Raw genomic sequence first — 23,266 nt, 5'->3', positions numbered from 1 at the left:
CCGGTGGCTCCGGACAGGCTGAGTGGCGACAGAGCCCGGAAAGGGGGCACCATGACAACCATGATGGAGCGGCCACGGGCGGTTGACGGATGGACCGTGGCGGACCTCGAGGACTTCCCCGACGACGGTCTGCGCTACGAACTGGTCGACGGGACATTGCTCGTGAGCCCGTCGCCCCGGCCCATTCACCAGGAGGCGCTGCTCGAGCTCGCTGTCCTGTTGCGGGCGGCAGCGACCCCATCGATGAAGGTCTACATCGCACCGTTGGACTGGCAGCCCAACGACACAACATCGCTCGAACCGGACGTCCTAGTCCTACGGCGCGACCACGTGGGCGAGCGCAGAATCACCGCGCCGCTCACGCTGGCGGTCGAGGTGCTGTCGCCGAGTACCCGGCGCTATGACGCGGTGCTCAAGACATCTGTCTATGCCGAGCACGGGGTGGAGTCGTACTGGCTCGTCGACCCGGTCGAGCCATCGATCTTGGCATACGAGCTGAAGGACGGGGCGTACGTCGAGGTGGGACGGGCCACCGGCGGCCAGAGCCTCACGCTGGAGAAGCCGTTCGAGGTCACCGTCACGCCTAAATCGTTGGTGTCCGGCTGAGCGCACCCGTTAAGCTGGAATCGTGGGAGTGACAAAGAACGGCGCTGTGGCGTACTGGCGTCCCCGCCTGTCCGTCACGGCGTAGCTCTGCGTTCGACCGGCCGACCTGATCTGACGGGTCCACGCCGGTAGCGGGAGCACGCCGCGGTCGCGTCCGTCCCTCGGTGATCACACCCGAGGCACACGGCGCGGCTTTTCGACGTCCTCGTCCTCCCGCGTTCCCGATTGGTCGTGATGGCCCATGTCGCGCCACGCCCGCACCCATTCCCGCCAGAACCAGCAGAACCGTCAGAGCCGGCAGAACCGCGCCGCCCGGACCAGCCCGCCCAACCACGCCGGCATCCACCTGCTCCGCGACCCCGCCGTCAGCGCCCGCATGGTCCGGTCGTCGAAGGCCGGTCCCGGCGATCTGGTCGTCGAGCTCGGCGCCGGGCTCGGTGCGCTGACCGCGCCGCTGGCCGCCACCGGCGCGCGCGTCATCGCCGTCGAGCGCGACCCGAGGTTCGTCGCCCGGCTGCAGCGCCGGTTCGCCGGCCACGCCGGCGTGCGCGTCGTCGAGGGCGACGCGCGCACCGTCATGCTGCCGCACCGGCCGTACGCCGTCGTCGCGAACATCCCGTACGCGATCTCGACGGCGCTGCTACGCCGGGTGCTGGACTCGGAGGCAACGGCGATCGCGAGGGCCGACCTGCTGGTCGAGTGGGGGTTCGCCAAGCGCATGACGGCGACGCACCCGCGCGACCTCGAGGTCGCCTGGTGGCAGGCGCGGTTCGAGCTGCGCATCGCCGGCCGCGTCACGCCGGGCAGCTTCACGCCGGCGCCGTCGGTCGACTCCGCGCACCTGGTGATCCGGCGCCGCACGGACGTCTCCCCGCCGCAGGCCCGGCTGGCCCGGCGGCTGCTGCAGGACGCCTACCGGCAGCCGGGCCGGGCGGCCCGCGAGGTCCTGGGCGCCCACGTGCCGAAGAAGCGCGCCCACCGGTTGCTCACGTCCACGGGCATCGATCCGCCGGCCGCCGCCGGCACGATTCCCGCCTCGACCTGGCTGGACCTGGCCCGAGAGGTCGTCGGCACAAGAACGGATCGCCCTTGACCGTGTTCGACGGTCAGCTATAGTTTCGGCCCAGGCCGGTATTTGCCGGTCTTTGGGCGAGGAGGTTTCCGGTGCGAGTTCGAGGTATGGCGGTCGGTCTGGCGGCGCTGGTGACCGTTGCCGCATGCGGGGGTTCGGGTGACGACACGGCCGGCGGGTCGGCCGAGGTCACGGTGTGGATGTACCCGGTCATCGCGGACCAGGACGCCAGCATCGACTTCTGGGAGCAGGTGGAGTCGGGCTTCGAGGCGGAGCACGACGACATCGATCTCACCATCGAGCTGCAGCCCTGGGAGGGCCGCGACGAGAAGATCGCCACCGCGATCGCATCCGGCCAGGGTCCGGACCTCGTGCTGCTGACACCGGACCAGACACTGCAGTACCAGGTGACCGGCGGACTGAAGCCGGTGGACGACGCCGTCGAGGACGAGCGCGACGCGTACCTGGAGAGTGCTCTGGACGTCGTGACCTTCGAGGACGAGCTGTACGGGGTGCCGATCTACCACACCAGCACCACCACGGCGTACAACATGGCCGCGTTCGAGGCCGCCGGCATCACGGAGCCGCCGACCACGTGGGACGACGTGCTGGCCGCGGCGCCGGCGCTGGCGGCGAACGGTGTCGCGGTCATGGACTACTCCGGCTCGCCGGAGATGACGCTGAACCTCAGCTTCTACCCGCTGCTCTGGCAGGCCGGCGGCTCGGTGTTCACCGAGGACGGCTCCGACGTCGCCTTCGACGGCCCCGAGGGCCTCGCGGCGCTGCAGTTCCTGCTCGACCTGCAGGAGGCCGGCGGGCTCCCCGCGGACGCGGCGACGAAGGCGAACGCCGTCGACGGCGGCCCGCTGGGGACCGGGACCGCGGCCATGGGCTACGCCCTCACCGCGACCGACATCGAGCACATGAAGACCGGGGTCGGCGCCGAGAACGTCGTGGTCGGCGCTCCGCTGACCGACGAGGAGCAGGCGAGCTTCGGCATCCCGGGTGTCCTGGCCCTCACCAGCATCAGCGACGACGACGAGGCCGCGAACACGGTGGCCGGCTACATCGCCTCGCCGGAGGTCTCCGCCCGCCTGAACGACGCTGCCGGCACCTTCCCGGCCCGCACCGACGTCGACGCGCCCACTGGCGACGACGCCCTGACCGCGCTCAACGACGCGCTCCAGTTCGCCATCCCGGGCGAGGTGACGCCGAGCGCCCGGCAGGTCATGGCGGTGCTGTCGGCGCAGCTGCAGGCCGCGCTGCAGGGATCGAAGTCGGCCGAGGACGCGCTGGCCGACGCCGCCACGGAGGCCCGCGACCTGATCGCCCGTGGCGGCTGACGCCACGACCGCCGACGCCCCACGGCGGGCGAGGAGACCCGTATGACGTACCAACGCACCGCGGTGACTCGCCCGACGTGGCGGCAGCGCGCCCGCGACCCGGGCTGGGGCCTGATCTTCGTCCTGCCGATGCTCGTGCTGTTCGTGATCTTCCGGTTCGTTCCGAGCCTGGGCGCGGTCGGGATGAGCTTCACCGACTACCGGCTGAGCGGGGACTTCTCGTTCATCGGCGTGGAGAACTACAGCCGCCTGATCAACGACGACCTGTTCTTCGACAGCCTGCGCGTCACGCTGCTCTACGCGGTCATGTACGTGCCGCTGACGCTGGTGGTGTCGCTCGGAACGGCGACCATGCTGCATCACGTGGTGCGCGGCCGCGGGCTGTTCCGGGGCCTGCTGTTCCTGCCGTACGTGACCTCGTTCGTCATGGCCGGCATCATCTGGATCTGGATGTACCAGTCCGACGGGCTGATCAACGGGCTGCTGGACGGCGTCGGGCTCGGCCCCGTGCCGTTCCTCACCGGCAGCCAGACGATGGTGCTCGGCTCGCTGGCCGTGGTGTCGGTGTGGAAGAGCTTCGGGTACTCGATGCTCATCCTGCTGGCCGGGCTGAAGAACATCCCCGAGGACGTCATGGAGGCGGCGACGCTCGACGGCGCCGGCCCGTGGGCGAAGTTCCGCCGGATCACGCTGCCGCTGCTGCGCCCGGTGATCTTCTTCGTCCTGGTCATCGAGACGATCGCGGCGTTCCAGGTGTTCGACACGATCTACGTCATGACCGGCGGCGGCCCGGCCCGCGCGTCGTACGGATTGGTGTACATGCTCTACGACCAGGGCTTCCGGTTCTTCGACTTCGGCTACGCCGCCACCATCGGCGTCACGCTGTTCGTCGTCGTCTTCGTGATCTCCCTGGTGCAGCGGTACGTCCTGGACCGGGAGAACACGTGACCACCCTCACCGCACCGCCCGCGCCGGCGGCGACGCGACCGCCCGGCCCGGGCCGCCGTCGCCGCCGGTGGTCCGGCGCGAACATCTGGCTGACCGTCCTGCTCATCCTGGCGTCGGTCTTCACCGTGCTGCCGTTCGTCGCGGTGTTCGTGCTGGCGCTCAGCCCCGAGGGCGCCCAGACGATCCCGGACCAGCTGCCCGACGAGGTGACACTGGACAACCTGTCGGCGGTGCTGTCGGCGTCGTCGTTCCTGCGCTGGACGCTGAACTCGTTCGTGTACTCGATCGTCTCCGTCGCCGTCATCCTGCTGACGGCGGCGATGGCCGGCTACGCGTTCGCGCGCAAGCGGTTCCCCGGCAGCAACGCGCTCATGTGGTCGTTCCTCGCGACGCTGATGGTGCCGTTCCAGGCCACCCTGATCCCCATGTTCGTCCTGGTGTCGAAGATGGAGGGCGTGAACACGTTCTGGGGCCTGATCGTCCCGACGCTGGCGAACTCGCAGGCGGTGTTCCTGATGCGCCAGTTCATCAAGGGGCTGCCGGACGATCTGTTCGACGCGGCGAAGATCGACGGCGCGGGGGAGTGGACGGTGTTCTGGCGGCTCGTGCTGCCGCTCACCAAGCCGGTCCTGGCGACGCTGGGCATCTTCGTGTTCCTGTGGCACTGGAACGACTTCCTGTGGCCCCTGGTCATCGCGCAGACCGACGAGATGCGCACGCTGACGGTCGGGCTGTCGACGCTGAACGCCGAGACGGTCGCGCGGGCGCGCGTCATGGCGTCGGCGGCCATCAGTGTCATCCCGTGCCTGGTGATCTTCGGAGTCCTCCAGCGGTACCTCGTGAACAGCATCGCGACCACCGGGTTGAAGGGCTGACCGGACGGTGCGGATCTTCGACGCCCACCGGCTGCTCGGGTCGGTGCCCGGCGACCACGTCCCATCCGTGGACGTCGCGGGGATGCTCGCGGAGCTGGACCGGCTCGGCATCGACGGCGCCGCCGTGACGCCGAGCCACGGGCTGTACGGCGACCCCGCACACGAACACGCCGCCGGGGCCGGCCACGAGCGGCTGACCACGGTCCCGGTGATCCTCCCCGCCGTGCCGGGTGCGGGTTGGCCCGACGAGCCGGGCGTGGTCGTCGAGTCCGCGCCGGCGATGGTGCGGGCCTGTCCGGTGCGGCACCGGTTCGCGTTGACCGGGCCGGTGGCGCTGCGCTGGTGGCACGAGCTGGCCGCGGCCGGGATCCCGCTGGCACTCGACGCCCACGAGACCGGTCTCGACCGCGTCGGTTCCGTGGTCGCGGCGGTGCCGCGGCTGCGGGTGCTGGTGCTCTCGCCGGGCTACCGGTGCCTGCGCGAACTGGCCGAGCTGCTGGACGTCCACCCCGGGGTCTACGCCGAGACCGGGACACTCGCCGCGGCCGGCGCCGTCGAGTGGCTGGCCCGGCGCTGCGGAGCGCACCGGCTCGTGTTCGGCACCGGCGCTCCGGTGTGGGACGACGCCGGGCCTAGGTTCCAGCTGGAGCACCTGCGGCTGCCGGACGCCGACGTCGAGCTGATCGCGGCCGGTTCGTTCGCGGCGCTGAGCAGGGGAGAGTCCTCGTGAGCCCCGTCGTCGACGCGCACGGCCACGTCGGTGGCTGGGCCGACTTCTTCGTCCCGGAGCCGGACTCGGCCTGGCTGGTCGACGTCAACGCCGAGATCGGCATCGACGTGGTCGGGATCTCGCATCTGGTCGCCGTGGGCCGCGACACCGTCGCGGGCAACGAGCTGGCGCTGGCCGAGGCCGGCCGGCACCCGGGCCGCGTCGGCGTCTGGCTGGTCGCCGACCCGCACCTCCCGGACGCCGTCGCGCTGCTGCGCGACCAGCTCGACCACCCGGGCGTCTGGGGTCTCAAGCTGCACCCGGACACCCACCTGTGCGCCGCGACCGACCCTCGGTACCGGCCGCTGCTCGAGCTGGCCGCCGCGGCGGGCGTCCCGGTGCTGTCGCACGGGCAGACGGGGTCGCCGTACTCCGACCCCGCCGACCTCGCCGAGCTGGCCCGGCGGCACCCCACGCTGCCGATCCTCGTCGGCCACGCCGGGCTGTGGCAGGAGGGCTTCGACCGCGCCGCCCGGCTGGCCGCCGCGCAACCCAACCTGTACCTGGAGATCTGCGGCTCCCGGCTCACCACGCGCTGGCTGGAGCGGCTGGTCGCGGTCGCCGGCGCCGACCGCGTGCTGTTCGGCACCGACGCCTGCTTCCTCGACCCCCGGCTGGGTCTGGGGAAGGTCCGGCTCGCCCAGCTGTCCGACGCCGACCGCGCGCTCGTGCTGGGCGGCAACGCCGCCCGGCTGCTGGGCCGGCGCCTCATCATCGCCTCGCAGGAGACGCCATGACGACACTCGCGATCGACGGCGGCGAGCCCGTCCGCCGTGCCCCCTGGCCGTCCTGGCCGCCGCCCACCAGCGACGCCCAGCGCACGCTGCTGGCCGAGGTGGTCGACAGCGGCCGCTGGGGCGCGACGTCCGGCCCGCTGTGCGAGCGGCTGGCCGCCGAGTTCGCCGAGCGGCACGGGGCGCGGCACGGCATCGTGCTGACGAACGGGACGCTGGCACTGTTCGTGGCGCTCCGGGCGGCAGGCGTCCGGCCCGGCGACGAGGTGGTCGTCCCGGCGTACACCTTCGTCGCGTGCGCGACGGCGGTGCTGCTGCTCGGCGCGGTGCCGGTCGTGGCCGACGTCGACGCCGTCCACCTGCACCTCACGGCGGACACCGTCCGGCCGGCGCTGACCGCTCGCACCCGGGCCGTGATGCCCGTCCACCTCGCCGGCAGCCCGGCGCCGCTCACCGACCTGCTGGCGCTGGCGGCCGAGCACGGCCTGGCCGTCGTCGAGGACAGCGCACAGGCCCACGGCGCGTCCTACCGCGGCCGGCCGGTCGGCGCACACGGGACGGCCGGCACGTTCAGCTTCCAGTCCAGCAAGGCGATGACGGCCGGCGAGGGCGGCCTGATCGTCACCGACGACGACGACCTGGCGGCGTGCGCCTGGTCGGCTTGCAACGTCGGCCGGGTCCGCGACGGCGCCTGGTACCACCATGCCGACGTCGGCTGGAACCTGCGCATGACCGAGCTGCAGGCGGCGCTGCTGCTGCCGTGGCTGGACCGCCTGGACGACGAGGTCGCCGCCCGCGACGCCTTCGCACGCCGGGTGGCCGACGGCCTGGCCGCGACGGACCGGCCGGTCGAGGTGGTGCCGCAGCCGCCCGGGACGACGGCGGACTCGCGGCATCTGCTGATGCTGCGGGCGACGACGCCGGTGGACCGCGACTGGGTGAGCCGCGCGCTGGCCGCCGAGGGCGTGCCCGTCGACGACGGCTACCCGCCGCTGGGCGGCCTGGAGCCGCTGCGGGCACGGGCTCGCGCGCTGCCCGCGCCGGGTGCGGAGGCGGCGGCAGCGTCGGTGTTCTGGCTGCGCCAGCCGCAGCTGATGGCCGGGCCCGACGGCGCGGACGACGTCGTGGCGGCAGCGCGCCGCGTGTTCGGCGACGATCGTGCCGTCCCGGGGCGGTGACGTACCCCGACACACACGGACGAACCACCGCGGCCCGTCCCTCAATGTGAGACTTTCGCTTGCGCGGCTCCGGGCGGCCTGGCCGATCATGGAACCAGCGTTGTCCCCACCACTGCAGGGAGTGGCGATGGGTCAGAAGCTGGTCAAGAGGTTCATGGTCGCGTTCGGGCTGGGCCTGGTCCTGGCCCTGGTCTTCGACCATTCCGCCGCGGGGTTCGCGGTGGGTTTCGCCATCGTCTTCGGCGCAGGTCTGGCCGCCGAATAGCACCCGTATCACCCCGAGAGCACACCTTGACAGCATCCTGCTCGGCGAAATACGGTCTGGCCCGTAAGTACCATAACGGAGGGGTGTGCGGGTGCGGAGCATCGACGAGCTCGAGGAGCGACTTTCGCGGCCACGGCCGGACCTGGTGGAGGACCTGCGCCGCCTCGACGGTGACATCGTCATCCTGGGCGCCAGCGGCAAACTGGGCGTCAGCTTGGCCCGGCTGGCCGTGCGGGGCATCGAGGCGGCCGGCACCGGCGCCCGCGTCATCGCCGTGTCGCGCTACAGCGCGCCCGGCGCCGTCGAGGCCATGCGGGCCACGGGCGCGGAGGTGATCGCGGCCGACGTCGGCGACGACGACGCCCTGGCCGCTCTGCCCGACGTGCCCAACGTCGTCTATCTGGTCGGCGCGAAGTTCGGCACCGAGGGCAACCAGTCCGGCACCTGGGAGACCAACGTCTACCTGCCCGGCCGGGTCGCGCGGCGGTACGCGGGCAGCCGCATCAGCGCGCTGTCGACCGGCAACGTCTACCCGATGGTCGGCGTCGGCAGCGGCGGCGCCACCGAGGACACCCTGCCGGGACCCGTCGGCGAGTACGCGATGTCCTGCCTCGGCCGCGAGCGGGTCCTCGAGGCCGCCTCGCGCCGCGACGGCACCCCCATGGCGTTCATCCGGCTCAACTACGCGGTCGAGATGCGCTACGGCGTGCTGGTCGACATCGCGCAGACCATCGAGGCCGGTGAGCCGGTCGACGTGACGATGGGCAGCTTCAACCTGGTCTGGCAGGGCTACGCGAACGAGGCGACGCTGCGGGCGCTGCTGCACGTGTCGACCCCGCCGCTGCTGCTCAACGTCACCGGCCCCGAGACGCTGAGCGTCCGGCGCCTGGCCACCGACCTGTCCGCGGTGCTGGAGAAGCCGGTGACCTTCACCGGCACCGAGGAGCCGACGGCCCTGCTCGGCAACGCCCAGCGCTGCCACGCGCTGTTCGGCTACCCGGACGTGACGGTGCCGGAGCTGGTCGGGGCCACGGCGCGCTGGGTCCGCGCCGGTCTGCCCACGCTGGGCAAGCCGACCAAGTTCAACCGCCGCGACGGGAAGTTCTGATGGCCCGCGCGCTGCAGCGGTTCCGCGCCGGCGGCGTCATCCCGGCGCACCCGCTGGCGCTGGACGAGGACCGCAAGCTCGACGAACGGCGGCAGCGGGCGCTCTCGCGCTACTACGTCGAGGCCGGCGCCGCCGGGCTCGCCGTCGCCGTCCACACCACCCAGTTCGCCGTGCACGAGCCGGGCCGCGGCCTGCTCGCCCCGGTGCTGGAGCTGGCCGCCGAGACCGCGGCCGAGTACGACGGCGACGGCGTCGCCGGCGCCACCCGCCCGGTGCTCGTCACCGGCATCGTCGGCCCCACCGAGCAGGCGGTGGCCGAGGCGGAGCTCGCCCGCGGCCTGGGCTACGACCTCGCCCTGCTGACGCCGTACGGCACCGGCGATGCCACCGAGGACGAGTTGCTCGACCGCGCCCGCGCCGTCGGCGAGGTCATCCCGGTCATCGGGTTCTACCTGCAGCCCGCGGTCGGAGGCCGCGTGCTCGGGCGCCACTTCTGGCGCCGGCTGGCCGAGCAGCGGTCCGTCGCAGGCTTCAAGATCGCGCCGTTCGACCGGTACGCCACCCTCGAGGTGATCCACGGCGTCGCCGCGTCCGGCCGGGCCGGCGACCTCACCCTCTACACCGGCAACGACGACCACATCGTCATGGACCTGCTCACCACCTACGACGTGGGCGGGCAGCGGCTGGAGATCGTCGGCGGCCTGCTCGGCCAGTGGTCGGTCTGGGTCCGCGGCGCCGTCGAGACCGTCGAGCTCGCACGCAAGGCCAAGCAGGGCGACGACGGCGCGCTGCGGCGGCTGCTCGCGCTGAACCCCGTCCTCACCGACGCCAACGCCGTCCTGTTCGACGCCGCCAACGCCTTCCACGGCAGCATCCCCGGCCTGCACGAGGTGCTGCGCCGCCAAGGACTGCTGGCGGGCCTGTGGTGCCTGGACGAGGACGAGACGCTGTCGCCGGGCCAGCTGGCCGAGATCGACCGCATCTGGGCCGGCTACCCGCAATTGCGCGACGACGACTTCATCGCCGAGCGACTCGACCGCTGGCTGCGGTGACGTCAGAGCGTGACGCGGTAGAGCGTCAGCGGCCGCCCTATGGCGCCGGAGTCGAGGCTGCCGGACCGCTCGGCGTGCCCGGCCAGCTCGAGCCGCTGCAGCAGCCGGCGGGCGGTGCGCAGTTGCACGCCCAGACCGTCGGCGACGTCGCGGGTGGTCAGCGGCCGGTCGCCGGACGTCGTCGCGAGTTCGCGCAGCCGGTCGAGCGTGGCCACGGACAACCCGACCCGGCTGGCGACGACCGCGCGGCTCTGATCGGCGGAGACGCCGTCGGATGCCGCCGGCGGCACCGCCTCGAGCACGATGTCGAGCTCGTAGCGCGCGGACACGACGGCGGCGACGTCGCCGTGGCTGCGTGCCCGGGCGAGTGCGCGCCGTGCCAGCCGCTCCGCCTCGGCGCCGCTGTGTCCGAGGCCGAAGCCGATGCGCACGACGTCGTGCCGGTCGCCCAGCCGGTGCAGCAGCGGCAGCGCCGTGAACCCGTGGGTGGCGCCGTGCAGCGGCCCGCGCGTCGTGACGATGAGCGCGACGCCGTCGGCCGACGACGCCACCGCGCCGCCCAGCAGCGCGGCCTCGCGGGCGAGGTCGTCGAGGCCGTCGGGGTGGATCTCGACCAGGCCGAGCGCGAGCTGTGCGTCCTCCTGGATCTGGCCCGCGGCCGCGAGCAGCAGCTGGCGCAGCGCGATGCGGACCGACTGCGGCGACGGCGCCAGCCGCAGCACCGGCACCTCGCCGGCCAGCTCGTCGTGCACCGACGCGAGGCAGGTGACCGCGACGGCACCGGCCACCCGTCCGGCGTGCTTGCGGTGGAACGCGGCGAAGTCGGTGGCCGTGGTGCCGGCGCGGTAGGGGAGTGTGCGGACCTCGGCGGTGGGCACACCGGCCTCGGCGAGGGTGTCGCGGACCTGCGCGGCGTCGAGGGTGTCGACGGAGATGCGGGTGACGTCGCGGCCCTCGCGCAGCAGCCAGACCAGTGCCTGCAGCAGGGTGGAACCGCTGTAGTCGACGAACGCCGCCGGCCGGGTCAGCGCTCCATGCGCCAGGGTGTAGGGAACGACGCCGGTGAACAGCCAGCCGTCGACTTCGGGCGCGTGCTCGGCGACCAGGCTCGGCGCCGACGTCTCGTGGTCGTAGGGGAACGGGACCACCCGCACGCCGGGCTGCTCCGCGCACACCGCGGCGACGTCGCCGACCAGGTCGTGCGGCCCGACCACGCCGATCGAGGTGTCCATGCGACAACTCTAGCCACCCGGTCCAGATTTCGGGCCGGGCCGATACGATCGACACCTCTGGACAGGAAGGGTGAGAGACAGTGACGCTGGCCATCGACGGCGGTGCGCCCGTACGGGCCGGGCGGCCGTTGCCGTCTCCGCTCGACGCGAGCGGGCGCACCATCGGCCCGGAGGAGGAGGCCGCCGTCCTGCGGGTGCTGCGCAGCGGCATGCTGTCGAGCGTGTGGGGCACCGAGGTGGCCGCGCTGACGGAGGAGTTCGCCGCTCTGATCGGCTCGCGGTACGCGGTGGCCTGCAGCAGCGGCACGGCCGCGGTGCATCTGGCGGTGGCCGCCGTCGACCCGGAGCCCGGCGACGAGATCATCGTCCCGCCGATCTCCGACATGGGCTCGGTCACGCCGATCATCGCGCAGAACGCGGTCCCCGTCTTCGCCGACGTCGACCCGCTCACCGGCACCATCGACCCCGACGCCGTCGCCGATCTCATCGGGCCGCGCACCCGGGCGGTCGTTGCCGTCCACCTGTTCGGCAAGCCGGCCCCGGTGGCGCGGCTGCGTGAGCTGACCGACCGTGCCGGCATCGCGCTGATCGAGGACTGCGCCCAGGCCTACCTCGCGCCCGTGCGCCCCGGCGGGCCGCTGGCCGGCACCGTCGGGCGGCTGGGCTGCTTCAGCCTGCAGCAGTACAAGCACATCACCACCGGCGACGGCGGCCTGGTCACCACCGACGACCCCGACCTGGCGCTGCGGCTGCGCCGGTTCGCCGACAAGGGCTGGCCGCGCGAGACCGGCGAGCGCGCGTACCTCTCGTTCGCGCTGAACTACCGCATGACCGAGCTGGTCGGAGCGGTCGCCCGCGCGCAGCTGCGCAAGCTGCCCGCCGTCGTCGAGCGGCGGCGGGCCGGCGCCGCCGCGGTCGCCGGCCGGCTGAGCGGCCTGCCCGGGCTGGGGTTGCCGCCCGACGACGGCGACCACGTGTACTGGTACTTCCCCCTGCTGGTCGACGGGCTCGACGAGGCCGGGCTCGAGCGCTACGCCGCGGCACTGACCGCCGAGGGCGTCCCCGCGCTGGCCGGTTACCTGGCGCGGCCGCTCTATGCCGAGCCGGTGCTGCGCAAGCCGCTGACCTACGGGTCGTCCGGGTACCCCCTGGCCGGCCGCGAGTACCCCGACGGTCTCTGCCCGGTCGCCGAGGACCTCGTGTACCGCCGGCTCGTGGTCGTGCCGTGGAACGAGAACTTCACCGGCGCCGACGTCGACGACATCGCGACCGCCGTCGCGAAGGTGCACACCGCACTGGTGCCGTCGTGATCCTCGACTGCGACCTCCTGATCGGCCGCGACATCGCCGTCGGGACGCGGGTCGACGGCGCCGCGCTGGCCGGCGGGCTCGCCGGGCTGGGGATCGGCGGCGGGCTGGTCACGTCGCTGCGGGCGCTGCTGTTCGACGCGCCGAGCGGCAACGACGAGGCCCGTCTCGTCGCCGCCGAGCACGGCTGGCAGCCGGTCGCGGGGGTCGACCTGCGCGATCCGCTGACGGCGCTCGCGGAGGTCGCACGGGCCGCCGAACTGGGGGTGCGAGCCGTGCGGCTGGCGCCGGGCCGGCAGGGCGTCCCGGCGACGGCGCCAGGGTTGCGTGCCGTGGCGCGCGCGGCGGCGTCGGCCGGCCTGCTCCTGCTCGCCGAGGGCGACGTCCGGGTCGTCGGTCCCGTGCTGGCCGGGCTCGGCGCCACCGTCGTCTTCCTCGACGCGCACTTCTACCACCTGGGCGACTTCGTGCTGCTGGCCGGCGACGAGCCCGGCTTCCACGCGTCGACCCGGCTGCTCGGCGACGTCGACGGCTGGGAGCTCGTCTGTGCGTGGGCCGGCGCCGAGCGGCTGGTGTTCGGCAGCCGCCCGGGCTGGTTCGAGGCGGCCGCCGTGGTCGACCGGCTGGCGGCGGCGGACCTGACGGCGCCGCAGCGAGACCTCGTCACCGGCGGCAACCTGCGGCGGCTGCTGGGACCGGAGGTGACGACGTGATCATCGACGTGCACGGCCACTGGGGCCCGTGGTTCTTCAGCACCCACGTCGCCGACGCCGCGGCGAACCTGCGGGTCATGGACCGGTGCGGCATCGACGTCCAGCTGGTGTCCGCGGTCGAGGCGGTGGTCTACGACCCGCTGACCGGCAACCCGGCGCTGGTTCCGGTGCTACGGGCGGCCGGCCCGCGGCTGCGCGGCCTGCTGGTCGTCGACCCGCGCGACCTGTCGCTCGCCGCGCGGCAGCTGGACGAGCTGCTGCCGACGGGCCTGTTCGTGGGCGCCAAGATCCACACCCACTACGCCGGCTCGCCCGGCGGGTCGGCGGCGATGGCCGACGCGCTGGCGCTGCTGGCGTCGCGCGACCTGCCCGTCCTCGTGCACACCTGGGGCGACGAGCTCGTCGGCCTCGCCGACGTCGTCGCCCGGGTCGACGGTGTCCGGGTGGTCGCCGCCCACCTCGGCGGGCCGGCCTGGCAGCTGACACCGTCGGCCGCCGAGCGCACCGACCGGCTCTGGTTCGAGCCCTGCTGGTCGACGCCCGCGGCCGGCCGGATCCGCTGGGTGCTGGACCGCGTGGGCCCGCAGCGGCTGATGTTCGGCAGCGACTCGACCCTCATCCACCCGGCCGTGACGCTCGGCGCCGTCCGCGCGGCCGGGCTGAGCGCCGCGGAGGAGGAGCTGGTGATGTGGCGCAACGCCACCGAGGTCTTCCGGCTCTGAATGAGCCCGAAATGATCACGTTCACTACGAGATCCCGTGTCGCACTACGCCTGCAACCGTGGTGACGCTCGGGTAGCCGTAGTGAACGTGATCATTTCCAAGGCAGTCAGACCTTGCGCCAGCCGGGGATCCAGGCGCCGTCCTCGACGGTGTAGTCGCCGAACAGGGCGGGCGCCTCCTTGACCATGAGGTCGCCGACCTTGCCGAGGATGAGGCGGATCTCCTCCTCGGCGCCCGGAGCGGTGCGGTTCTCGATGACGTGGCGCAGGGTGCGCACGTTCGCCGTCCACACCATGCCGGTGCCGACGCCCTCGGGGGCGAAGCGGCGCATGAACGACGTCTTGTGCTTCTTCTCGCCGAACTTCACGCCTTCGTCGTCGAGGCCGAAGTGGCCGGCCATCCAGTGCTGGAACTCCTCCATCTGGGTGAGCAGCGCGGTCGCCCGCTCCATGAGCTCGGGATCCTCGCGGGCCCAGCCGGGGAACCAGAAGGGGAGGTCGTCGAGGCGGACGAAGCGCAGCGACTCCTGCGAGACGGCGACGCCGGCGCGGTGCCGGACCAGCTCGTGGGTGGCGACCCTGCTGACGTTGTGCAGCACGAAGGAGAAGTTGACGTGCTCGAGCACCGAGCCGTGCGCGCTGGCCAGGATGTTGCGCAGGTACTCGGTCTGGTCGGTGCGGATGCGGCTGACGTTCGGGTTCAGCCCCGGCTCCCACGAGCGATAGCACATGCGCCCGGCGAACTCGGCGAGGTTCTGCGCGTCGTCGAGGTCGCCGCGGTCGACCCGTTCCAGCCAGTTCTCGCCGCCGACGTCCTTCAGGTAGGTCGCGACCTCGTCGTAGTCGAAGTCGGGACGGGCGATGAGGTGGACTTCCGGCTCTACTGTGCGCACGTGTTCAGTGTGCCAGCACTCGAGCCGGCGCCCACCCCAGGACGGCCTGCGTGTCGTCGGGGACGACGGAGACACCGGTCACGTCGGCTGTGACGGTGAACGGCCGGTACGGCCCCGACCACTCGAGCGCGCGGTCGATCGCGGCCGCCAGGTCGGCGGCGGCCAGCGGCGGGATCCGGGCGCCGCTGCCGTCGCGCATGTGCATGGCCCGCGGCGCGAAGCCCTCGGGCGAGCGCCAGAGTGGCCAGTCGTCGTCGGGCGTCGGGAAGATCAGCCGCAGCGAGCAGGCCGGCAGCCCGAGCGACGGGGACAGCGCCGCCACGACCTGCTCGCCGAGCCGCTTCGTCAGCCCATAGACGGCGACGGCGTCGGGCGCCGCCGTGGCGTCGACGGGGCGCTGCGCATACTCCTCGAAGACCGACATCGTGCTGATGTGCACGAACGACCGCACGTCGGCCGCCGCCGCCAGCGACATCGCGAGGTGCAGTGAGCCGACGTTCACCTCGAACGCCAGCCCGTTCGCGACCGGGTCGTAGCCGTGGGCCCGCGGGACGGCGGCGGCCATGTGCACGACGCCGTCGATGCCCTCGAGGGCGGCGGCGACGTCGTCGGGGGAGCGGGCGTCGCCGGCCACCGACTCGACGCCCTCGTCCTCGACCGGGCGCGGGTCGAGCACCCGGACGGTGTGCCGTTGGGCCAGGTGGGGAACCACGTTGCTGCCGACCATGCCGGCTCCGCCGATGACCAGGACGTGCATGCCGCCGCTCCTCCCGCCTCTGCCTCCGGTCACAGCGTCGCACACTGCCCCGTCCGCGCACCGCGGATCCGGTTCTCGACGCCGTCGTCGGTCGGCGGCTCGGCGTTGCCCGAGCAGTCCAGCGACCCGAGGATGGTCGACCCGGAGATGACGGCGGCCGGCGCCGGCCCGTTGGTCAGCGTCACCGCGCCGCGCACCGTCACACCGTCGATGACCACCGGCGAGGCGCCGTCGGCCGTCACCGACCCGAAGACGGAGCCGCCGTCGATGCGCAGGCCCGCGCCGCCGGTGACGGTGATCGAGCCGAGCACGGTGGCGTCGTCGAGGCAGAGCGTGCCCGTCGACGCGGTCAGCGCGCCGCGATGGGTCCCGGTGACGGCGGTCGTGCAGGCCGGGCGGTAGCGCAGCAGCTCGTCGCCGGACCCGATGTACACGTCGCCGCTGCTGTGCGCGGCCAGGTGCGACGCCGTCCCGGTCCACAGCTCCTCGACGGTCAGCGCCGACGGATCGACGCTGACCAGGCGGGATCCGGCCGGCGACGCGTACAGCAGCCCGTCGGCCGGGTTGAGCACGAGGTCGCCGGAGCTGCTGGCGCTCGAGCCCAGGCCCACCCGCTCCACGACCGAAGCGGAGGCGACGTCGACGGCGAACAGATCGGTGCCGGAGAGCCCCCACAGCCGGCCGGTGTCGTCGAAGGCCAGCGCCGGGATCGACGGCTTGCCCGGTGACGGGTGCAGCTCCCACAGCAGCCGCCGCTCGGCCACCGACCAGGCGAAGACGGTGGCCTCCGGCTGGGTCGGCGGCGTGGCGCTCTGCCCGCCGTAGATGCTGGTGGCGCCGTAGACGACGCCGTCGCGGTAGGCCAGCGCCACGATGCTCTCGTCGTCGATGAGGTCGCGCTCGGCGTGCACCAGCTCGCCGCCGGCCGCGTCGTACAGCGCGAAGACGCCGCCCAGCTCGCCGAGGTCGGGCATGGTGCCGACCGCCAGGTGGTCGCCGGCCGAGACCAGTGCCCGCGGCCGGATCTGCCGGTCGGCCTTGAAGTCGAACAGCCGCGCGGGGTTGTCGACGGCCCCGGGCTCGGGCGAGGGCGAGTACTCCGGGCTGTGCCACGGCAGCGCCGGGTCGTAGGAGTACACCCGCGCGTCGGGGTAGGCGCCGATGTAGAGCCGCCCGTCGTGCGTGGTCATCGCCTCGCTCTGCGAGAACGTGTGGAACTCCTCGCGGACGCCGGTGTCCGGGTCGACGGCCGCGAAGCCGCCGTTGAGGAAGCCGCCGGCGTAGACCCGCCCGTCCGGGCCCTCGCTGAGCGCGGTGATGTCGATCGGCTCGCCCTCGATGGTGGTCTGGACGAACGACTGCGCTCCGGTGGTCGGGTTGTAGCGGAACATCAGCCCGCGCCAGAGCAGTCCGACGATGCTGCTGCCGGGGTAGTCGGGCAGCCCCAGTTCGGCCCAGCCGATGCCGCGGGTGTTGGCCACCCGGCCGATGAACGGCATGTCGGTGCCCACCATGCTGCCGTCGCGGGGGTCGTAGCGGACCAACTCGCCGGCCACGATCAGGTAGACGCGGCCCTCCTCGTCCGGGGGCGACGGCTCCAGCCCGTGCGCCGTCGCGATGCTGTCCACCCACTGGCCGGCCGCGATGTCCCAGACGTAGAGAGGGCTCGGCGACGCCGACCCGAACCGGACGTACAGGTGGTCGCCGGCGACGTCGACGTCGTACGCCCAGGCGGTCGAGACGTCGAGGCCGTCGGGCAGCGGCAGTGCCGTGCGGCCGCCGGTGACGCGGTCGACGGCGAACAGCGCGGCCGGGTTCTCGGTGCCGGCGAAGATCGTGTCGCCGTGCACGGCGACGCTGCGCACGTAGGCGTGCGTGGGGGAGAGCCGGCCGTAGTCGCGGAACGCGCCGGTGCCGGGGTCGTAGCCGAACAGCTTCCCGCCGGGCGAGGTGCCGCCGTAGACCTGGCCGTCGTCGGCGACGGTGACGTCCCAGACGAAGGTCTCTCCCGGAACCGGGTTGCCGAGCGCCTCGACGCCGCCCGCCGCCGTCCAGCGGTAGAGGCCGGCGGCGCCGTAGGTCCCGACGTACACCGAGCCGTCCGCACCGGCGTCGACGGCCCACGAGCCGCCCGCCCCCGTCAGGTCGAACCGCGCCACCGCCTCGCCCGTGGCGGGGTCGACGGCGTTCAGGTGGGCGGGCGCGCCGGACGACGCGCTCCACAGGACCGGCGAGCCGTCCGGCCCGGCGCCGAGCGTGCCGCCGATCAGCAGCACGTCCTGCAGCGGCGTGCCGAGAGAGGTGACCTCACCCGGCGGTGACGCGTCCACGACCTCCTCGGCGGGCGCGGCCGCGGCGGTGCCGAGGGCGAGCACGAGGACGGCCGATCCGGACAGGAGCGCTCTCATCGGGGGACCTCCGAGATGGCGGACGGGGGGGGTTGCCACCGGAGGCTAGCGGCACCGGCGGATATCGGGCAAGACCGAAATTCCGTGATCTCTTGCCCTGGCGAGCGAACGGCTGCCAGGATGACCGCCTAACGGGCCAGGCCGAAATGAACCCCTCTCGAGGAGGATGTCGTGACGAGGCTGCACCGATCACCGCTGGCTGCCGTCGCCGCCGCACTCGTGCTGTCGCTGACGGTGCCGGTGGCGCAGGCGCGGACCGATCCGGCTCCGACGTCCAGTGCGCCGGCGTCCAGCGCGCCGGCGCCGGTCGTCGGGGCCGAGGAGTCCCTCGGGTACCCGATCGAGGGCCGGGTGCTGTCGCAGGAACAGTCCCAGGGGGTAGACGCCGAGGGCCGGCCGCAGGCGTACTGGGTGACCGCGGGCAACGAGGAGACCCCGGGCATGTTCCAGGTGACCGACGTGCGCAGCGGCGAGGTGGTGTTCGCCGAGCGGCTGCCGGCCGGCGTCAACAGCTGGGCCAGCACGTTCAGCGTCGCTGACGGCACCGTCTACTTCGGCATGACCGAGGGCCAGCTGTACTCCTGGAAACCCGGCGACGACGCGGTGACGGCGCTGGGCGTGCCGTATCCCGGTGAGGGGATCTGGCGGCTCGACGCCGCGCCGGACGGCATCGTCTACGGCGGCACCTACCCAGGCGGCAGGCTGTTCTCGTTCGACCCGGCCACCGGCGCGTTCGTCGACCACGGCCAGGCGGTGCCGGGGGAGACCTACGCCCGCACGCTCGAGGCGGACGCCGACGGTGTCTGGGTCGGCACCCAGCCCCGCGCCCGGCTGACCCGCTTCGACCGCGCGACGGGGGAGTTCACCCAGGTCGCGCTGCCGGATCAGTACGCCACCCACGAGGTGGTCTACGACATGACGCTGGCCCGCGAGTACCTGCTGCTGCGCGTGCAGCCGTCGAACGACCTGCTGGTCTACGACACCGGCAGTGGCGACTTCGTGAACATCGTGCCGGGCATCTCCGGCCGCGCCATGTCGGCGCCGGACCCGTCCGGGAGGTACGTCTACTTCCGCATCGCCTCGCAGGGCATCGTCGCCTACGACCTCGACACCCACACCTACGCGCCGATCGGCTGGGCGCCCAACGCGTTCCCCGGAAGCTGGGCCTGGGCCGACCTCGACCACTCCGACTTCCCGGGCCTGACGCTCGTCATGACCTACTACTACGGGCGCATCTACGCCTGGAATCCGCAGACGAGGAAGACCCGCTACATCGGCGAGGCCGACCTGCAGGGCGCCCCGAACACCATCACCACGCTGGGGTCCGGGCCGGACGGCGCCGTGTACGTGGGCGCGTTCCTGTCGCCGCCCGGCATGGCCCGGTTCGACCCCGCCACCGGCACGACGACGCTGCTGGCCGGCGCCGGGCAGATCGAGGGGTTCGGCACCTACGGCGACCACCTCGTGTTCGGGCGGTACCCGAGTGCGGGCCTGCTGGACTTCGACACGACGAAGCCGTGGAGCGTGGGCACCAACCCGGGACCGGCCGCCGTCATCGCGGACGAACAGGACCGTCCGCAGGCGTTCGCGCAGGTCGGTGACCTGCTCGCGGTCGGCAGCGTGCCGAAGTCCGGCCGGCTCGGCGGCGCGCTGAGCCTGTGGGACCCGGCGACGGGCGAGGTCGTGACGCACCGCCACGTCGTGCCGGACCAGAGCGTGGTGTCGCTGGCCGAGCGCGACGGGCTGCTGTACGGCGGCACGTCGGTCAACGGCGGCTACGGCATCGACCCGGTGGCCACCGAGGCGGAGTTGTTCGTCGCCGACCCCGCCACCGGCGACGTCCTGCACCGCCAGGTGCCGGTGCCGGGCGGCCGCGCGGTCAACGGGCTGACCTTCGACGACGACGGCACGCTGTGGGGTGTCTCGGACGGGACGCTGTTCACCTACGACCCGCACACGCGCGCCGTCACCCGGGCCGAGCGGCTGTTCCCGCGCAGCACCAGCATGTACGGCCACGACCGGCACCTGTACTTCCGCGACGACGGCTATCTCTACGTCACCAGCTCCGGCAGCCTGTGGCGGGTCGACCCGTCCACCTGGGCGACGACCGAGCTCGCGTCGTCCGGCGTGGGCTCGCTGGCCGCCGACGAGGCCGGCAACCTCTACTACGCCCGCGGCGCCGCACTGTACCGGTGGAACTTCTCGCTGCGGCCGCAACCGGTCTGCGACGTCACGGTGACCGGCCCGCACGCAGGCCCGCTCACCGTCCCGTCCGGGACCACCTGCCTCGACGGCGCCAGCGTCATCGGCCCGGTGCAGGTCAGCCCGGGTGCGGTGCTCGTCGCCGAGGACTCCTCGGTCCGCGGCCCGGTGCGCGCGGTCGGCGCCGGCGGCGTCGTCCTCGACGGTGTGACGGTGACCGGCCCGGTGTCGGTGGTCGGCAGCGTCGGCGGGGTGTGGATCGTCGACACGACCGTCATCGGCCCGCTGGCCTGCTCCGGCAACGACCCCGAGCCGGTGCTCGAGAACGTCGACGTCACCGGCCCGGTGTCGGGCCAGTGCGGGGAGGCATGATGCGACGCCTGGTCTCCTGGCTGACTGCGGCGCTGGTCGCCGCGAGCACCCTGACCGCCGTCGGTGCGGCCGCGGCCGACTACCCGGTGTTCGAGGACATCGGCGGGATGCCGCTGGACGCCGTCACCGCACCCGGGTCCGCCGTCGGCACCGGACCGGACGGCGAGCCGTGGCTATACCTGGTGTCGTCGGGCAGCCCGGCGGTGCTCAGCGTCGTCGATGCCCGCGACGGGAGCCGGGTGCACGAGTTCCCGCTGCCGGGGTCCTCCGGCTCGTGGGCGGTCGACGTCACTGCGAACGGTGACGTCTACGTCGGCACCTACGGCGAGGGCCGGCTCTACCGGTACCGGCCGGGCGCCGCGGCCGTCGAGGACCTGGGCGTCGCCGTGCCGGGCGAGACGTTCGTCTGGTCCGTCACCCACGACGAGAACGGCGTCGTCTACGGCGGCACCGGCCAGTCGCGAGCGAACGTCTTCCGATACGACCCGGCCAGCGGCACGACGACCGATCTCGGCTCGCTCGCGCCCACGGCCGACCCGCTGATCGTGCGCGGCATCGCCGCGGCGGGCGGCAAGGTGTACGCCGGCACGCACGCCACCACGAGCGTCGTCGAGATCGACGCGGCGACGGGGGAGCGGCGCGACCTGGGGCTGCCGGCGGGCGCCGACCCGGCGGCAGGGGTGTACGACCTCGACGTCCGCGGCCGGCTGCTGTTCGCCCGGTTCAGCCTGTCCGGCTCGCCCGCGCCGCTGCACGTCTACGACCTCGACGCCGGCGCATGGGTCCAGGAGATCCCGGGCGCCCATGGCCTGTCCGTGTCGCCGGTGGCGGCCGACGGGCGCACCGTCTACTTCGTCCGCGACGAGACCCTGCACACCTACGACCTGGTCGACCGGACCTACGCGGCGACGCCCCTGACCGGGGTGAGCGACGTGCGCGGCTTCGACTTTCTGGACCTCGGCGACCCGGACTGGCCCGGGGACACCCTCGTCGGCCTGAACCACGTGGGCGGGTACTTCGTGTACTCGCCCGGCACCGGCGCGTCAGAGTTCCGCACCGCCGACGCCGTGGCGGCGCCGGGCCCGGTCCGCCAGATCGCCGAGGGACCGGACGGCCTGCTCTACGCCGGCACCTTCCTCGCCGGCGGGCTCGCGAGCTACGACCCGCGGACCGGTGTGAAGGCATCCGTCGCCGACGAGGTCGGCCAGGCCGAGGGCATGGTCACCCACGATGGAGCGCTGTACATCGGCACCTACCCGTGGGGCGAGATCCTCCGTTACGACCCGGGCCGGCCGGCCGAACCGGGCGTCAACCCGAAACCGGTGCTGCGGCTGTACGAGGACCACGGCCAGTCCCGGCCGTTCGCGCTGGCCTCCGCGGGCGACCACCTGGCGATCGGCACGGTGGCCAAGAACGGCTCGCCAGGTGGCGGCCTGACGCTGCTGAACACGCGGACCGGCGAGTCCTGGTTCGACGACGTCGTTCCCGGCCACAGCGTCGTCGCGCTGACCTACCGCGACGGCGTCCTGTACGGTGCGACGTCGGTCTACGGCGGCGTCGGCGGACCGCGGCCCACCGAGACCGACGCGGTCGTGTTCGCCTACGACATCGAGGAGCGGCGCAAGCTCTGGGAGGTCGCGCCGATCCCCGGCGAGGGCGCCATCGGCGAGATCGCGTTCGACGAGAACGGCAAGCTGTGGAGCCACACGCCGGTGTCGGTGTTCCGCATGGACGTCGAGACGCGCGTGGTCGAGGCGCGCCGGACCTACGAGGCCTACCCCTGGGACACCATCGCGTACGCGCACGTGGGGTCGCGGCTCTGGTACGACCCGTACGTCGACGAGCTCTACGTGGTGTCGCAGGCGAAGATGTTCACGATCGACCCGGTGACGCTGGACCGCGCCCGGGTGTTCCAGCCGGCCTCGTACGGATTCCTGCACAACAACGGCAACGTGTTCATCGCCCGCGACCTGCGGTACTGGGAGTACACCCCGAGCGCCCGGCCGGCGGCGGCCGCGAGCGTGGCGGCGGACGCGGTTCCGGCCGGCCGGTCGCAGACGGTCACGTTCACGGGCCTGGGTCCCGGCGAGGAGCTGGAGGTGTGGCTGCGCCCGGACGCCCGCCGGCTCGGCACCGTCCGCGCCGACGCCACCGGCACGGCGAGCCTGACCTTCACCGTGGCGCTGGACCGGGCCGGCGAGCTGACCCTCGAGGGCCGGCGACTCTCGACGCGGGGCGTGCTATGGACGTCGTTCGAGGCCACGGCGCCGCGGTGCGACGTCACCGTCGACGGGCCGCACACCGGGCCGCTGCGGGTGACGGCTGGCACCACGTGCCTGGACGGCGCGACGGTGGCCGGCCCCATCCAGGTGGGCGCCGGCGCCATGCTGGCCGGCGACGGCTCGACCGTGGCCGGTCCGATCGTGGCCGACGGCGCCGGCGGCGTGGTGCTCTCGGGCACGACGGTGTCCGGCGCCGTCACGCTGCGCCACGGCACCGGCGCGGTGGCGATCACGAACTCCGTGATGGCCGGCGCCGTCACGCTCACGGGGAACACCGGCGGCGTCCGGTTCGCCGGCAACCGGGTCTCCGGAGCGCTGTCCTGCACCGGCAACGACCCTGCGCCGGTGCAGGACGAGGCGAACTCGGTGACCGGAGCGGCGAGCGGCCAGTGCGCGCCAGCGGCGGCAGGCGGGTGAACGATGACTACT

At 73.2% G+C, this 23,266-nt stretch carries 20 protein-coding genes; 16 read left to right on the top strand and 4 right to left on the bottom strand.

The features are described 5' to 3' along the window. Positions 1–96 precede the first annotated feature (96 nt). From E1212_RS15800 to E1212_RS15755, 11 genes are all read left to right on the top strand, one after another. A complete protein-coding gene (locus tag E1212_RS15800; protein ID WP_203416896.1) occupies positions 97–606 on the top strand; it encodes a Uma2 family endonuclease in 510 nt (169 codons plus the stop codon). A gap of 241 nt (positions 607–847) precedes the next feature. Then, the gene (locus tag E1212_RS15795; RefSeq protein ID WP_131984105.1) at positions 848–1,699 is read left to right on the top strand and encodes a ribosomal RNA small subunit methyltransferase A; all 852 of its coding nucleotides are present in this window, start codon (positions 848–850) and stop codon (positions 1,697–1,699) included. A 71-nt stretch (positions 1,700–1,770) separates the two neighbouring features. Next, positions 1,771–3,021, top strand: a complete 1,251-nt coding sequence (locus E1212_RS15790) for an ABC transporter substrate-binding protein (protein ID WP_203416895.1) — start codon at positions 1,771–1,773, stop codon at positions 3,019–3,021. 42 nt (positions 3,022–3,063) lie between these two features. Beyond that, positions 3,064–3,969: a carbohydrate ABC transporter permease gene (locus E1212_RS15785; protein WP_131984103.1), complete on the top strand. Its 906-nt coding sequence runs from the start codon at positions 3,064–3,066 to the stop codon at positions 3,967–3,969. After that, positions 3,966–4,844: a carbohydrate ABC transporter permease gene (locus E1212_RS15780; RefSeq protein ID WP_203416894.1), complete on the top strand. Its 879-nt coding sequence runs from the start codon at positions 3,966–3,968 to the stop codon at positions 4,842–4,844. The genes E1212_RS15785 and E1212_RS15780 overlap by 4 nt, the downstream gene beginning before the upstream one ends. Before the next feature lie 7 nt (positions 4,845–4,851). Further along, complete coding sequence (locus E1212_RS15775) at positions 4,852–5,574, top strand: amidohydrolase family protein (RefSeq protein WP_131984101.1); 723 nt, start codon at positions 4,852–4,854, stop codon at positions 5,572–5,574. Then, positions 5,571–6,350 carry an amidohydrolase family protein gene (locus E1212_RS15770; protein WP_131984099.1) on the top strand — a complete coding sequence of 260 codons (780 nt, stop codon included), beginning with the start codon at positions 5,571–5,573 and terminating at the stop codon, positions 6,348–6,350. The genes E1212_RS15775 and E1212_RS15770 overlap by 4 nt, the downstream gene beginning before the upstream one ends. Beyond that, positions 6,347–7,525 carry a DegT/DnrJ/EryC1/StrS family aminotransferase gene (locus E1212_RS15765; RefSeq protein WP_131984097.1) on the top strand — a complete coding sequence of 393 codons (1,179 nt, stop codon included), beginning with the start codon at positions 6,347–6,349 and terminating at the stop codon, positions 7,523–7,525. The genes E1212_RS15770 and E1212_RS15765 overlap by 4 nt, the downstream gene beginning before the upstream one ends. Positions 7,526–7,652: 127 nt before the next feature. After that, the gene (locus E1212_RS29480; protein ID WP_162605498.1) at positions 7,653–7,790 is read left to right on the top strand and encodes a hypothetical protein; all 138 of its coding nucleotides are present in this window, start codon (positions 7,653–7,655) and stop codon (positions 7,788–7,790) included. A gap of 91 nt (positions 7,791–7,881) precedes the next feature. Next, positions 7,882–8,898 carry an NAD-dependent epimerase/dehydratase family protein gene (locus E1212_RS15760; protein WP_131984095.1) on the top strand — a complete coding sequence of 339 codons (1,017 nt, stop codon included), beginning with the start codon at positions 7,882–7,884 and terminating at the stop codon, positions 8,896–8,898. Further along, a complete protein-coding gene (locus tag E1212_RS15755; protein ID WP_131984093.1) occupies positions 8,898–9,950 on the top strand; it encodes a dihydrodipicolinate synthase family protein in 1,053 nt (350 codons plus the stop codon). The genes E1212_RS15760 and E1212_RS15755 overlap by 1 nt, the downstream gene beginning before the upstream one ends. A gap of 2 nt (positions 9,951–9,952) precedes the next feature. On the opposite strand, the gene E1212_RS15750 is transcribed toward E1212_RS15755, so the two are convergent. Beyond that, positions 9,953–11,182: a hypothetical protein gene (locus E1212_RS15750; RefSeq protein ID WP_131984091.1), complete on the bottom strand. Its 1,230-nt coding sequence runs from the start codon at positions 11,180–11,182 to the stop codon at positions 9,953–9,955. An 80-nt stretch (positions 11,183–11,262) separates the two neighbouring features. Here E1212_RS15750 and E1212_RS15745 point away from each other — a divergent pair, with 80 nt between their 5' ends. From E1212_RS15745 to E1212_RS15735, 3 genes are read left to right on the top strand one after another with little or no spacing between them, the layout of a single operon-like run. Continuing rightward, positions 11,263–12,492 carry a DegT/DnrJ/EryC1/StrS family aminotransferase gene (locus tag E1212_RS15745; protein ID WP_203416893.1) on the top strand — a complete coding sequence of 410 codons (1,230 nt, stop codon included), beginning with the start codon at positions 11,263–11,265 and terminating at the stop codon, positions 12,490–12,492. Next, the gene (locus E1212_RS15740) at positions 12,489–13,202 is read left to right on the top strand and encodes an amidohydrolase family protein (RefSeq protein WP_131984089.1); all 714 of its coding nucleotides are present in this window, start codon (positions 12,489–12,491) and stop codon (positions 13,200–13,202) included. Before E1212_RS15745 ends, E1212_RS15740 begins: the two co-directional genes overlap by 4 nt. Then, complete coding sequence (locus E1212_RS15735; RefSeq protein WP_131984087.1) at positions 13,199–13,924, top strand: amidohydrolase family protein; 726 nt, start codon at positions 13,199–13,201, stop codon at positions 13,922–13,924. Before E1212_RS15740 ends, E1212_RS15735 begins: the two co-directional genes overlap by 4 nt. A gap of 106 nt (positions 13,925–14,030) precedes the next feature. Here E1212_RS15735 and thyX read toward each other — a convergent pair whose 3' ends face one another. From thyX to E1212_RS29475, 3 genes are read right to left on the bottom strand one after another with little or no spacing between them, the layout of a single operon-like run. Next, positions 14,031–14,816, bottom strand: coding sequence for an FAD-dependent thymidylate synthase (thyX, locus tag E1212_RS15730; protein ID WP_131984085.1), 786 nt, complete (start codon positions 14,814–14,816; stop codon positions 14,031–14,033). Positions 14,817–14,820: 4 nt separating this feature from the next. After that, a complete protein-coding gene (locus E1212_RS15725) occupies positions 14,821–15,573 on the bottom strand; it encodes an NAD-dependent epimerase/dehydratase family protein (RefSeq protein ID WP_131984083.1) in 753 nt (250 codons plus the stop codon). 29 nt (positions 15,574–15,602) lie between these two features. Then, positions 15,603–17,981 (bottom strand): ligand-binding sensor domain-containing protein, encoded by a 2,379-nt coding sequence (locus E1212_RS29475; RefSeq protein WP_162605497.1) that lies wholly within the window; start codon positions 17,979–17,981, stop codon positions 15,603–15,605. 171 nt (positions 17,982–18,152) lie between these two features. Between E1212_RS29475 and E1212_RS15710 the strand changes: the two genes are divergently transcribed. Both E1212_RS15710 and E1212_RS29470 read left to right on the top strand, forming a co-directional pair. Next, positions 18,153–20,555 (top strand): ligand-binding sensor domain-containing protein, encoded by a 2,403-nt coding sequence (locus E1212_RS15710; RefSeq protein WP_131984081.1) that lies wholly within the window; start codon positions 18,153–18,155, stop codon positions 20,553–20,555. Next, positions 20,552–23,254 (top strand): PQQ-binding-like beta-propeller repeat protein, encoded by a 2,703-nt coding sequence (locus E1212_RS29470; protein WP_162605496.1) that lies wholly within the window; start codon positions 20,552–20,554, stop codon positions 23,252–23,254. Before E1212_RS15710 ends, E1212_RS29470 begins: the two co-directional genes overlap by 4 nt. The last annotated feature ends 12 nt before the right edge of the window (positions 23,255–23,266 follow it).

Source organism: Jiangella ureilytica (genome assembly GCF_004348545.1).
Taxonomy (GTDB): Bacteria; Actinomycetota; Actinomycetes; order Jiangellales; family Jiangellaceae; genus Jiangella; species Jiangella ureilytica.
This window is presented reverse-complemented; position numbering and strand designations above follow the sequence as displayed.

Coding starts and splice junctions, on each gene's coding strand:
- E1212_RS15795 (WP_131984105.1), top strand. CDS start 848: ATGTCGCGCCACGCCCGCACCCATTCCCGCCAGAACCAGCAGAACCGT.
- E1212_RS15785 (WP_131984103.1), top strand. CDS start 3,064: ATGACGTACCAACGCACCGCGGTGACTCGCCCGACGTGGCGGCAGCGC.
- E1212_RS15765 (WP_131984097.1), top strand. CDS start 6,347: ATGACGACACTCGCGATCGACGGCGGCGAGCCCGTCCGCCGTGCCCCC.
- E1212_RS29480 (WP_162605498.1), top strand. CDS start 7,653: ATGGGTCAGAAGCTGGTCAAGAGGTTCATGGTCGCGTTCGGGCTGGGC.
- E1212_RS15755 (WP_131984093.1), top strand. CDS start 8,898: ATGGCCCGCGCGCTGCAGCGGTTCCGCGCCGGCGGCGTCATCCCGGCG.
- E1212_RS15750 (WP_131984091.1), bottom strand. CDS start 11,182: ATGGACACCTCGATCGGCGTGGTCGGGCCGCACGACCTGGTCGGCGAC.
- E1212_RS15725 (WP_131984083.1), bottom strand. CDS start 15,573: ATGCACGTCCTGGTCATCGGCGGAGCCGGCATGGTCGGCAGCAACGTG.
- E1212_RS29475 (WP_162605497.1), bottom strand. CDS start 17,981: ATGAGAGCGCTCCTGTCCGGATCGGCCGTCCTCGTGCTCGCCCTCGGC.
- E1212_RS29470 (WP_162605496.1), top strand. CDS start 20,552: ATGATGCGACGCCTGGTCTCCTGGCTGACTGCGGCGCTGGTCGCCGCG.